Consider the following 13,102-nt stretch of genomic DNA (forward strand, 5'->3'; position numbering starts at 1 on the left):
GACATCCGCCTCCAGTTTCTGACCGTTCAGAATCAGGAAGTGCCTGAAAGACGAAGGATCAACGAAGTTTTCCATGACTTTCTGAAGGGCATCTCGATTTTCACGCATTTCGTTAGACAACAAAGCGATGTCGCGCGTATTTTGGATTGTTTGGGCGGCAATCTCCGTGAAAAACAAAGGGACAGGAGCGGCTCATCGTGCTGAGATTTGCGGTGCAATTTTTGCACCGCAAATTTTCAGTGTCATTTGCACCGATAATTGCGGTCAAAATTTTTGACCGCAATTCATCGACTTCGCTTTTGGACAGCTGGAACCGGAAATCCTCCGCAAAACGACCGATATTATTCTTGACCTGCCGATTAAATGCTTTGGTCGTATACCCGTAAATCTCGGCCAGGTCGGCATCAAGCATCACCTTGACCCCGCGAATGGTGTATATCCGCGATTTGAGCAGGGTTTCGTCAATAAGCGGGAACTCCGATTTGACTGGCGCAACCGCCATATCATTCTTTTTAACCATATAGCCTCCATGTAGCCGCGTTCGCGGCTGGTTGATGTTAGAGGCGTCCCCTTATTCCTGCATCGAGGTCAAAAATTTTGTCCTCGATAAAATCGGAATAAAAAAAACGCGATTCTCCATTTGACAGAGAACCACGTGCAGCTTTAATGTACCTAATATCTAAAAAGTTGGCAAGGGACCTAAGAAAATTTTACAGGGCGTTCCCCGGCTCGGTTGGCCCCAGTCACCCTTCGCCGGGTCGGGCTATATCGCAAGGCGCCCCGTGCGCGCCTACGGCACCCCCGCGCCGCTCTTGCAACGGAGCCGCGCAAGCGCATCTCCGCCCCAAGGGGTCACTATCCCTAACGCAGATGCAAGGAAAGTACAAATATTATTTTATAAATAACTTATTTTTATTCGCAATAATCAAATTTTTCTTATTTTTGAAAAGAAGAATTATTTTGCATAAATTATATGTGCTGTTTTCCCAATTTTTGCGGTGTATTCGCTGCAGATAATCAAAACGTAAGACATATGCCTTACGGATCTTCTTTACCGCCTATTTCGTGGCTCTCGTGGCTATGGATGGCATAAGAAAGGGAAAACAGCACTTTTTATGTCAGTAAAAAACATTCAATCACCTCATCATCTTGCGGCGCTTCTGGGAACGTCTTTATCACGATTAACTTTTATTTTATATAAAATACCAGAAGCTAACAAATACAGAGTTTTTGAAGTAGAGAAAAAAAATGGTGGAAAAAGAACCATTTCATCTCCAATAAAGCCTCTTCGGGACATTCAATTAAAACTATGCGAACAGCTAAAAGATGATTACGAACTGAAGAATTGTTCGCATGGATTTGAAAATGGTCGCAGTTATATCACAAATGCAAAAGCGCATAAGAAAAGCCGAGTACTACTCAATATTGATTTAAAATCATTTTTTAATTCAATTACTTTTAGACGCGTTCGCGGACTATTCTTATCTCGCTCTTTTAACTGCTCAGACAAAGTTGCAACAATTCTAGCCCAAATAGTGTGTTACCGGGATATGTTGCCACAGGGGGCTTGTACATCTCCAATTATCGCAAATATGATAGCCCGCCGACTCGATTCATCTCTAATTAATCTTGCGAGAAGTACAGGTTCAAGATATACGAGATACGTAGATGACATAACCATTTCAACAACAAAAAGATATCTTGCGAAATCAATCGTTGAGTCTTTTACGGCCATTCCAAATAAGAATGTCATTCTTGGTCAAGAAATAAAAAAAATCATTACAAAAGAAGGATTTGAGCTCAACAATCAAAAAACGAGAGTTCAAGATAAATCCATCAGACAAGAAGTAACAGGTGTTGTTATAAATGAATTTCCAAATGTTAGGCGGGAATTTATTCGATCAATAAGAATGATGCTACATATGTGGAGAAAATTTGGACTATCAAACGCGTCATCCTATTTTAAAGAACATATTTATAAAAAACAGAGTAAGCTAGACAACGAAAATCTGTTTAAAGCGGTTTTGGTTGGCAAAATTACTCATTTAATTCAAATCCGCGGGCATTTTGATTCTGTACTTTATGGCCTTTGCTGCACATACAATACGCTAGACAAAAATGCTCCCAAAATTATAAAGGAAATCATCAAGATGAACAAAAAATATCAAGTATTCATTGGTCATGCAAGTGAAGATAAAGAAACAGTTGCTGAACCATTGAACAATGCTTTGAAAAATTTAGGCATAGTTACATTTCTTGACGCGGTCAATCTCAAATGGGGAGATAGTCTTACTCAAGTGATCAACAAAGCACTTGGCGAAGCGGATATATTTGTCGCAGTGATTTCAAAATCGTCCGTAAATAAAGCGTGGCCTCAAAAAGAGGTACAAGCCGCAATTTCTCGAAATATTCCTGGAAAACAAATTTTTTTACCCCTATTTGTTGGAGATGATAAAGAAATTGAAAGTTTTCAAAAACATTATTCGTTAATTTCTGATTTATTGTATAAAAAATGGGATAACAACCCTGATGATCTTGCAAAAGAAATACAAAGTCTTCTTTAGTCGAAATTAATAAGCAAGCCAGATAATACATCTGGCTTGCTTATATTAGTTATTTAGACAACGATTTTCCAACTTCAGAGGAAATCGTTTCATTATACAAGTCGACAAGCTGCTGAACATCCTCACTGCCATAGTAGTTGACATTTTGTTTCGCAATCTCATGACACGTGATAACTTTTGCCATTTGGTGCTTTAGGTTGATTGGTAGTTGCCTGTAGAATTCATTATAGAACGGATGATCTATATTGATAAGCACAACACGCTTATTGTTAGACATCTCGAACATGAACATTTCTTCGTTACGTCCAAGGCTGACTTCCTTAATTCCTTCTAGCCATTTATTTTTGCGTTCACGGAAAAGGGCTGGATTTTTTTGTGGGCCACGATGTTCGTGTTCTTTCGGTTCTTCGTTAGGTTTATTTTCTCCACGACGATTTATCTTAAGGAGCAGATTGTCGTTCATCTCTTTGGTGACATGATCGTACATCTTTTGCGTTTCTGGGTCCGTTTCGCCCTTCGCTGCGGCAGACTCTCGCTGTCCTCGGTTTTTCGCCTCATTGATGAAAACTCCAATCTTTTGGATAAGAACGTCATGGAATGACTGACTCATGGTCTCTTTTGATTGTTCTGATACCATTTTGGTAAACGTGGAGCCAAGCAATTCGTCACATGTTCCGTTGGTAAAAAGTTCTATTCGAAGACCGTTGTATTGTGGATGACGAGTCCAAAGTCCAAGCGTCAACCCACGACCTATAAGACGGTTCTGACGATAGATATACAGCCCTTGATTTCGCAAATTTCTTGACGCACCTTCTCCAACAGAATCAGATGTATCTTCTTTCGGCAGATAGTATGCGTTAAATGAAAATTGCGTACCATCAACTTCAAATTCATCGCTGCCCAACAATTCATTTTGTTCGAGAGCATTCAGCATAAGGTTGACTGGTTCTGCCAGAGTCCCATCAACGAAGAATTTGCATATATTGGAGGTTATGAACTTATTAAAAATTTCACCGATTTTGTTACGGAGTTGCCCCCCAAAGCTCTTGCGGTCTTTATTGGAAAGACGGTCAATTTCGGTAATAGAAACGAGTGTTCCGTGATCTTCAGCAAAATTCACCAGATTCTCGGGATTCGAGAGAAATTCGTCCAGTGGAACTTTGTCGATAGAAAGTTCAATCGGCCCACCATTCTTGCAAGCTTCAGTAATATCAAGGACCGCCTTAGAAATGTAATCACTTCCCTGCGTGCGAGAAATTACTGTAAGTTTTTTTCCAAGACTAAGTGCCGCTGTTTTAAGACCTGCTCCATACATTCCTAGGTTAGTTTCGCCGGTTTTTCCAGTCATGGATCCAAGACACATGGCCTCTTTCATTGTGTCAAAATCCATCCCGCATCCATTATCAATGATGTTAATGGATCTTATGGGCCCACCTTTTCCGGAATCTGTAGAGAACTGAATTTTTACTGTGGTTGCATCGACTTCGGGTTCTACCGAATTGTCAATGATGTCTGCAATAGCAGCGTAATTGTTATAACCGCAGTTACGAAGTGCGTTCACGATAAAAGAATCGCGAACCTGGATAGTGTTCGTTTTCATTTTGTTTTCGCCAGTACATGTTCTTGTTGTTAACGATATCTATATGGTATGCACCGGTCTTTGTTGACCATACAAATATCTCACATGCAATGATTCTATTCATTGCAACATAAATATAACCAAAAAAAGCGTTAGTGAGATTCTTTTTTTTGAAAAAACTCCGAATTTCGCCCAAAGCTGAAATTTTTACAAAATTACGCTTTTTTTGCGGAATTTATTAATTTTAGCACATATTCCCTGTTCAGCCAATAGCACATTTTCTTGACCTGGAAGCCCTGCGCACCTTCAGTGGTGTCAGCAGCGTTCTGTGCTTTGGGGCGAATATGACAAACGGGATTTTCGGAAGACTTTATAAAATGTTCGTAGTTGCCTGCGGCAACTTTTGTACGAGTATTTTCCCAGAGGATTTTCCCCTGTTTCAAATCTTCAAACGGCATCGTCCAGAACATCACTTTCTCTAGGCGGACCTGCTTGTCATTTTTCACCGCAGGTTTCCTAAAAATGATGAACATGAACCGTTGCGTAAACATCTCATAAAGTGCAGAATCTTCCCAGGATTGTTCCTTAACAATTTCTTTATAATTGATATTCGGGAAAGACATCGCTTCTTTCAAGTTGCCATTGGCTTCAAGACGAATTGTCTTAATGGCGATCTCAGCTTTTTCAAATTCAGCAATTTTCTTTGACTTAATACCAAGAATCGCCTTGCATACATCATAAGCCATAGCTTTGCTTTGAGAAAATTCAACGTCCAACATTTTCTCTATTTCCGCAATCGTCTTGCCATAATACGGAGAGAATTTTCTTTCAATCAGTTGCTCGAAAGTTTCCGATTCACGATAATCAGAAATACTGCGAACTACACTTTCAGCACTTTCTTGAACTTTTAGAATTTTCCTCTTCTGCTGTTCACTTATAAAAAGACCTTTATGCATTTCTGGATGATTCAAAGAATCCAGAATAATTGTATTGACATACTTCGATTTTATCGAATATGCTCGCTGGGGAGCAAGTTTATCGGATTTAGGCTGGCGTCGCATTTGCGCACCAGCCTTCGACCCCTTTGTACATGCAGCAAGATAAAGCGTATCGCCTTCTGAAATTTCGTGAGCTTTTCCCGCAAGTATTTTATTGTGAATTATAGTCCAATCATCTCTGATTATCTTTAAATCAGTTTCAGGGAAATTCCAATATCGAACTATTTTAAAAATAAGGTCATACGGAAGTTTTCCCTCTTCATGCAAATAAAACATTAAAAGCAGAAGAGCATTCTTTTCCCAAAAACTACTCGTATCGAACGTCTTAGTCGCTTCTTCGATATAATCTATGACATTGAGCACCAAACGCTCCTTCGAAAGCATGCTCCCGTCAGATGCTTTTTTCAAGGGCGTACATTTTAGCTCAACACCCGCTTCCTTGAAATCGGGTTCTGATTTAGAATTCGGCTCATATTGGAAATGATATTTTTCAACAGCATTTCCTAAGCTACCTTTTCCCGTGTCAAGCAACCTGGCTTCGCCATACATTTCCCAAAGCGTTTTCCCAAGCATTCTTTGAGCATGCTCAAGAATAGAGTCCTTGGATTTTTTATCGTATGGTAAAGTCTGCTCGCTCATGTCATATCCACTTTTCTAGAACACGACCGACATTTTCGACAATACCAGTCACAAGCGCATTACCCATCAAGAAAGCGCGACGCAAATTACTGGCGCCTTCTGTATGATTATCAGGGAACATATTCAAACGTTCCAACTCAATCGGAACAAGCCTGCGGTAGCGACCGGATTTCGTCTTGATAACATGTTTGAAGCGAGAAGGTCCCTTGCCACCCTCGCCAGTAATAATCGTACGGGAGGGCTTATCCAAGAAATCAGGGAAAGCCATCGGGCCTTCGCTATAATTGTATTCGAAGCCCTCTGCAGTCTTTCTCTTTTCAGACTTACCGCCCTTCAAGTATTCCCACTTAGGCAATTCTTTCTCGTCAATAAAGAATTCCTCGGGAACATCTTTTTCATCAACAAGCAATTCGCCAAGGGTTAATTTCTTCCCGGAATAGTCCGCAACAACATCAAAAGTGCAGACTTTACGCTTGCTCATGAAACCCGCAGTGAAGAACGGAGAGTTTTTCTGCCCTTTGTTGAATTCTTCAGTAACTTTAACCAAGTCACCTTTAATTTCAAATTCATTTTTTTTCGTCTTTTCCGAAAGCTTGCACTTTAAAGCCTGCGCAAGAATTCCGTCATTCAGAATCCATTCATCAGCAACAGCTTTTGAGCATGCTTTTGCAAGTTTCGTTCCGTCCTTATAGGCGACAATGTACGTTCTGCGACGACGCTGAGGCATGCCATAGTCAGCAGCATTAACAACTCGCCATTCTACAGAATAACCGAGGTCAGAAAGCGAAGCCAAAATAATTGCAAAATCACGACCACGCTGCTTAACGGGCGATTTTAAAAGGCGATCAACATTTTCGAGGAATAAATACTTCGGCGGATTCTTGCTATCACGAAGGATTCGATGAATCTGCCACCAAAGAACACCTTTCTTTCCTTCAATACCACCAGATCGCTTCAGCGTAGATGCGACAGAATAGTCTTGGCACGGAAAGCCTCCAACAAGGAGATTCCCCGGCTTTATTTCGTCAACGGAAACCGTAGCAATATCAACATTAGAATGACCTTCAGCACCAAACCGCGCTCTATAAACTATCGACGCATCCTGTGTTTTGGTCGAAGGCTCCCACTGACTATTCCATACTGTTTTATAGCGGCAAGACGCTCTTTCAAGACCAATACGAAATCCTCCCACACCAGCAAACAATTCAATAACACGAATATCGCCTGACTTTGTTTTCGCAACATCATCTAAAAGACAATCTTGCGCGACATCAGCACAATATTTTGCAATAGGTTCACAAAGCTGTTGAGAAAGAATCTTTGCAGACTTTTTCTGTCCCATTTAAACGTTCCTTTTCTTTGAACAGAAAGATACATAAAAATTCTGTCAATCAAGTGACATACTTTTCATCAGAAAAAGAAAACCGGCCTCATAGGACCGGTTTTTGCAAAAAGCACCTTCTTTTACGCTATTTCAGTGCGGCAACCTCTGCCTCAGAAAGTTGCGAAATCCTGGCGACTTTTTCAACGGAATCGCCTTCAGCAAGCATGGCCTTCGCCATTTCGCGAGCCTTGGCGTCCATTCCATCCAAAAAAGAGCTTTCCTTTTCGTATTTAATGTCAGTCATCTCGTCTACCTCCCTAAGAAGCAGTTCGTCTTCAATCTTCTCTAAAGATACATCTTTTATGAACTTTGCGTATAGGTCATTTTGCAAATACTGTGGTGAAAAGGGCTTTTCTTCCATAAGTTCGTTGAAAAAGCGAAGCATGTCGGCTCGTTCGCTCTGTTCGCGATTCGACAGGGGCAATCGAGCGTCTATCTTGCAGAACTTGTCCACCTCGACAAGGAATCCATCAAACTTGTCATAGAATGGGCGACCATTTTTCGAAAGGTTGACATGGTGAAAATAAGTATCCGGTTCGTTATTGAATAAGTCTTCTGTCAGAATAGACAATACATACACATGAGGGAGCCTGTATCGGCTACCTTCGGGAACCAGCGTAGAGATAGCGCGGGATACATAATAGAAAAGTCGATCGATAAAAAGTTGGCTAGCATTTTGTTGAACTTCAACCAAAATGGGTTCTCCAGCTTGATTTGTTCCAACAATGTCGAATATGGGTTTCTTTTGTGAAGGTAATGCAGGCATTTCCTGTATGCGGAACGAGAAATCTTTTATGCGTCGGTCTCCTTCCAGTCCCATCATTGCGTTCAAGAACGCAATGAATCGCTCTGGTTTAACTTGATTTATCATCAAGCGTTTAAAGACTTTATCTCCGAATGGATAGGCGTATTTGAAGATTTTTCGGTATTTGGCAAGATTGGCCCTGTTCTCTTTGACATCTTGCGCCATCAGACGATATTGCGTCTTATTCATCTTTATCTCCTTCCTCGCGGACAAGCAAAAACTGCGAAGCGTTAAGTTTTAAAACAAGAATGCACGCATGTGCACTACGCAATATAGCCAAACAAATTTTTCTTGTCAACTGGTTTCATCTTTTTCTGCATTTTTTCGCAAGTGTTCCGTTTAAACGAACGTTTTCCCAATACATTTTCATGGAAATTTCTTCATCAAATCCACTCTTTATTTCAAACGCTCCTGGAAACACCATGCAGGCGTTTCTTGACAACGAATTATCAAAATGCAACCGATTCATTATTAGCGTTGCTTTCATTTCACGTAGTGGATTGGCACCATTAAAGCAAACTTTGCTAGAGCTAGAAAAAAGAAATGTTCCCGGAAAAATCCTCACAACGGATTATCTAACATTTACCGAGCCATCAGCCCTCAGGGCACTTTCGAAATATTCAAATATCGAATTAAAAATTCTTCGTTGCGACAAAAATATACGAGGATTTCACACCAAGGGTTATCTCTTTTTCAAAAATAGGGTTGTCAGCGTCACTATTGGCAGCTCGAACCTTACTGGGAACGCCCTTGCTATTAATAAAGAATGGAACACCTGCTATTCTGTTGAAGAAGACGAAGCTTTATGCAAGAATGTCATCAACGACTTCAACGAACTTTGGAATAGTCCGAACGCGTTCTCTGCTTCAGATACAGTCCTTAACGAATACGCTCAGATTTATATCGAGCAAAAGCGAATTCGCCGGGAACTCCAGCGACAAAAAATAGCCCTAGAAAAAGAAGCAACCATCAACGAATCGAAAATAATCTCACTTGAGCAGATTTTACTTGAGCCAAATTCCATGCAATTGGAATTTATTCAAAAGTTGAACGAAATTCGTGCCATGGGCGAACACAAAGCGCTGCTAATTTCAGCCACAGGAACGGGTAAAACATACGCAGCCGCCTTCGCAATGAGAGAAATCAACCCCAAACGAGCTCTTTTTCTTGTTCACCGTGAACAAATCTTGCGCAAGGCCATAGAATCTTTCAAGAACGTATTTGGAGATACAAAAACATTCGGTTTGTACTCCGGCACATCACAGGAAACAGACCGTGATTTCGTCTTTGCGACTATGCAAACCATGGCATCCCATTTTAGTGATTTCGCAAAAGATGAATTTCAGCTTATAGTTGTTGACGAAGCGCATCGCGTAGGCGCCGAAAGTTATCAGAAAATGATGGCGTATTTTAATCCCGATTTGTGGATTGGCATGACAGCATCGCCTGACCGTAGCGACAAATTTGACGTCTACGCCGCTTTTGATCACAACATCGCTCACGAAATCCGCTTGCAAGAAGCCATGAGGCTCAATCTTCTTTGTCCATTCCATTATTACGGCATAACGGACATCTTTGTCGATGGTGAAGAGAAGGAAAAGAGAGATTTCGCAAAACTTGTCTGTGACGAGCGAGTCAATTATATTATTGAAAAAGCGGAATACTTTGGCCACAGCGGAAATCGCGTAAAAGGCCTTGCTTTTTGTAGTTCGCTAGAAGAATCAAAGGAACTTTCCCAAAAGTTCAATGAGCGCGGATATAAAACAATTGCTTTGTCGGGAGCCGATTCCCAAGAGGCGAGAGAACAAGCCGTAAGGCAATTAGAAAATGATAATCGCGACAACGGTCTTGATTACATTTTCACGGTAGACATCTTCAATGAAGGCATCGACATTCCGCAAGTGAATCAGATTTTGATGCTTCGCCCAACAGAATCACCCATCATCTTTGTGCAGCAACTAGGGCGCGGATTACGTAAGGCAGAAGACAAAGAGTTCGTGATGATTCTCGATTTTATCGGGAATTACAGCAATAACTACATGATTCCTATTGCCCTTTCTGGCGACCGAACATACAACAAGGACAACATTCGGCGATATGTTCGTCAAGGCGTAAAAGCTTTAGAAGGAGCTTCAACCATCCACTTTGATGAAATTGCCCGCAAACGAATTTATGAATCCATTGACTCGGCTAACTTCAGCGAGATGAAATTAATTAAGGAATGCTACAAGAACTTGAAATACAAATTGGGTAGAATTCCTAACTTGATGGATTACGAAGAATATGGTGAAATTGACGCCATGCGTATTTTTGAAAATGCATCTTTAGGTTCGTATCATAAATTTCTGAAGAAAGTCGAGAAGGACGAATACAAAGTTGATTTCAGTACCATCGAAGAAAAGTATCTGGAATATGTCTCAACGAAATTTGCAAATGGCAAGCGATTGCACGAACTTCTGATTCTTGATGAGCTGTTAGGTGAAAATAACGGGAATGTCATATCCCGGGTGATGAGTAAAATGCAAAACGATTTCGGCATTAGCGTCAACGAAAAAACTCGAAAGAATGTTGAAAATATTTTAACCGGTCAATTTGCGTCAGGCGCTGCTAAAGATACTTATGCTGACGTTACATTCATCGAAAACAATGGAAACGACTTTTGCATTTCCTCAAAGTTCAATGAACTACTTGACAATAATGAGTTCCGGCGACAAATGACGGAAGTCGTAAAGTTCGGTCTATTCCGCAACAAAAAATATTTTGGTCATCGCTACAAGGACACTTCATTCTGCCTTTACGAAAAATACACTTACGAAGATGTGTGTCGTCTTTTGGATTGGGAAAAAAATGAAGTAAGCCAAAATATAGGTGGTTATAAGCACGATAAAAACACAAACACAATTCCGATTTTTGTCAATTATGAAAAAGGAGATAACGTTAAGGAATCGATTCGCTACGAAGACGGTTTTATTGACGAGAAGACCTTAGAATGGATTTCTAAAGTAAATCGAAAGAAAACATCTAAAGATGTCATTTCTATTCAGAATTCCGATAGAATTGGTATAAAAATAGACCTGTTTGTTCGAAAAAACAAAGATGATAAAACATCTAAGGAATTTTATTATTTGGGACGATTACATACATCGTCGGAACCTATAGAGTTCAAAAAATTCAACAAGGATCTCGGAAAAGATCAGTCTTATGTTAAGTTTATCTATACCCTAGAAACTCCTGTGCGTCAGGACATTTATGATTATTTAGTAGGATAACATGAAACACATCGAAGTAGTAGCAGGCATCATCAAGGATAGCGACAAGATTTTCGCAACACAGCGTGGTTATGGAGAATTCAAAGACGGTTGGGAATTTCCCGGCGGCAAGATGGAACCTGGCGAAACTCCGCAGCAAGCACTTGCCCGCGAACTGAAAGAAGAACTCGCTATCGATGTAAATGTCGGAAATTTTCTATGCACCGTGGACTATGACTACCCCACTTTCCATTTGACAATGCATTGCTTTTATTGTTCCGTTATCGGTGGAGAATTAACCCTATTGGAACATGAAGCCGCCAAATGGTTGAAAACGACAGAGCTGCATTCTGTCAATTGGTTGCCCGCCGATATTGAAGTTGTCGCGGCACTAGAAAGAAATCTGTAAAGCGTTCCGCGCGCAACGTGCAGGTTCTTGGCGATGTCACTCTTAGGCATGCCACGAGAAATCATTTCGCGAATCCATTCGCGATTCTTTTCGCATTTCTGATTTGGAATAGGCGACTTTCCTTTAGGGCGCCCAAGAATCACCCCTTCGGCCTTTTTGCGAGCAAGAGCTTCTTTGGTTCGCTGACTTATTAGGTTTCGTTCAATCTCAGCGGAAAGGCCAAATGCAAACGCAAGAACCTTACTTTGAATATCGTCACCAAGGCGATAGCCATCTTTAATTGTCCATACACGACATTCCTTGTTCATGCAGATATTCAAAATTTCCATAATCATGAACAGGCTGCGGCCGAGGCGCGATAGCTCGGCACAAATAATCAAATCGCCCTTCTGCACTTTTTTCAGAAGGCGCCCGAGTCCTCGTTTAGTGTAATTCTTTGCACCGCTAATCGTTTCTTCGATCCAGCCGTCTATTTGCAAGTTCTGTTGTTGTGCAAACCGACTTATTTCAAAGCGCTGATTTTCGACCGTTTGCCGGTCGGTACTCACGCGTATATAGCCGTAAACCATTATGTGAACATTCTTCCATTTTGAAACCTATATAAAAATCAGCCTCAGAAAAACATCACCGGCCATATAAACAAACTTATCAATCAAATAATACAAAATCATTTTTCTTCCATCAGTACCGCGATGTCGTCCTTGTCGAAGTCCTTGCCGAAGGCTTGCCGGTAGCTCGATTCCAGCGCCTCTCCGGGGGTGCAGTTTTCCCTGAACAGGACCATGCCGCTGTCCAGGCATTCCATGTCGAGCTCACCGTCGGTGTCGATGCTTTCCGGCCGGAACGTGGACCATAGGCAATAGTCGGTGAACCCTTCCCGGATGTCTTCTTCGAGCAGGTTGTCGCCCGTGCCCGCCTGAACTTTCAGGAACGCCTTTGCGCTCTTGACCCATGCGAGTATCGCGCCGCCGAACGTGTCGTTTTCCATAGTGCCTCCGCCCCGAAAGATAGATAATGCTAGTGACAGAAAATGTCATGGCAATTATGGCGATTTTTGAAGTCGCAAATTGCGACTTTAGACGAAAATCTTGAAGTCACAAAATGTGACTTCAAGTTGACCCGCGACGTTCAAGGTCAAAAAATTTGACCTTAGAACTGCGAAATTTGGCGAAAACAGACGATTTTGAGAAAATAGGCAACTTGAGGTGCAAAAATTGCACTTCAAGTTGTCGGGTTTTCCGACAGGTTCAGATAGATGGCGAACTGTCAAGGAATACTTGAAAGTTCAATGCAACTGGTCGCAAAATGCGACCGGTTCTGCCAACCCAATTCTTTCATTTGTGCAAGTTCCGCTTGCACAATTAAGAAAATGCCTATTTTGCAAGCGAGACTTGCAAAAATATGGCTTTAGGGGTGAATGAGGTATGTGCAAATTTTGCACATACCACTCCCTATGGTGCAATTGCGGTCAAAAAT

At 41.3% G+C, this 13,102-nt stretch carries 9 protein-coding genes and 1 pseudogene; 3 read left to right on the top strand and 7 right to left on the bottom strand.

The window, feature by feature from the left end:
- Positions 1 to 112: 112 nt before the first annotated feature.
- Positions 113 to 520 (bottom strand): ORF6N domain-containing protein, encoded by a 408-nt coding sequence (locus tag QZN53_RS02925; RefSeq protein WP_294651503.1) that lies wholly within the window; start codon positions 518 to 520, stop codon positions 113 to 115.
- A gap of 595 nt (positions 521 to 1,115) precedes the next feature.
- On the opposite strand from QZN53_RS02925, the gene QZN53_RS02930 reads away from it, so the two are divergent.
- Entirely contained in the window at positions 1,116 to 2,564 is a 1,449-nt protein-coding gene (locus QZN53_RS02930; protein WP_163437394.1) for a reverse transcriptase domain-containing protein, read from the top strand.
- Positions 2,565 to 2,613: 49 nt separating this feature from the next.
- On the opposite strand, the gene QZN53_RS02935 is transcribed toward QZN53_RS02930, so the two are convergent.
- The 4 genes from QZN53_RS02935 to QZN53_RS02950 form a co-directional block, all read right to left on the bottom strand.
- Positions 2,614 to 4,164 (bottom strand): ATP-binding protein, encoded by a 1,551-nt coding sequence (locus QZN53_RS02935; RefSeq protein WP_163437396.1) that lies wholly within the window; start codon positions 4,162 to 4,164, stop codon positions 2,614 to 2,616.
- Between the two features lie 194 nt (positions 4,165 to 4,358).
- Complete coding sequence (locus tag QZN53_RS02940) at positions 4,359 to 5,780, bottom strand: Sau3AI family type II restriction endonuclease (protein ID WP_163437398.1); 1,422 nt, start codon at positions 5,778 to 5,780, stop codon at positions 4,359 to 4,361.
- A gap of 1 nt (position 5,781) precedes the next feature.
- Positions 5,782 to 7,122, bottom strand: coding sequence for a DNA (cytosine-5-)-methyltransferase (gene dcm / locus QZN53_RS02945; RefSeq protein ID WP_163437400.1), 1,341 nt, complete (start codon positions 7,120 to 7,122; stop codon positions 5,782 to 5,784).
- Between the two features lie 127 nt (positions 7,123 to 7,249).
- Positions 7,250 to 8,158 carry a PD-(D/E)XK nuclease family transposase gene (locus QZN53_RS02950; protein ID WP_163437402.1) on the bottom strand — a complete coding sequence of 303 codons (909 nt, stop codon included), beginning with the start codon at positions 8,156 to 8,158 and terminating at the stop codon, positions 7,250 to 7,252.
- A 179-nt stretch (positions 8,159 to 8,337) separates the two neighbouring features.
- Here QZN53_RS02950 and QZN53_RS02955 point away from each other — a divergent pair, with 179 nt between their 5' ends.
- Both QZN53_RS02955 and QZN53_RS02960 read left to right on the top strand, forming a co-directional pair.
- Complete coding sequence (locus QZN53_RS02955; RefSeq protein ID WP_163437404.1) at positions 8,338 to 11,238, top strand: DUF3427 domain-containing protein; 2,901 nt, start codon at positions 8,338 to 8,340, stop codon at positions 11,236 to 11,238.
- 1 nt (position 11,239) lies between these two features.
- Positions 11,240 to 11,587 (top strand): annotated as a pseudogene (locus tag QZN53_RS02960) ((deoxy)nucleoside triphosphate pyrophosphohydrolase); the annotation flags it as partial.
- Here the strand turns inward: QZN53_RS02960 and QZN53_RS02965 are convergent.
- On the bottom strand, positions 11,488 to 12,195 hold the full coding sequence (locus QZN53_RS02965) for a master DNA invertase Mpi family serine-type recombinase (protein WP_367269171.1): 708 nt from the start codon (positions 12,193 to 12,195) through the stop codon (positions 11,488 to 11,490). The pseudogene QZN53_RS02960 and the gene QZN53_RS02965 overlap by 100 nt on opposite strands.
- Before the next feature lie 98 nt (positions 12,196 to 12,293).
- A complete protein-coding gene (locus QZN53_RS02970) occupies positions 12,294 to 12,614 on the bottom strand; it encodes a hypothetical protein (RefSeq protein WP_163437408.1) in 321 nt (106 codons plus the stop codon).
- Positions 12,615 to 13,102: the final 488 nt, after the last annotated feature.

Source organism: uncultured Fibrobacter sp. (assembly GCF_900316465.1).
In the GTDB taxonomy this organism is placed as follows: Bacteria; Fibrobacterota; Fibrobacteria; order Fibrobacterales; family Fibrobacteraceae; genus Fibrobacter.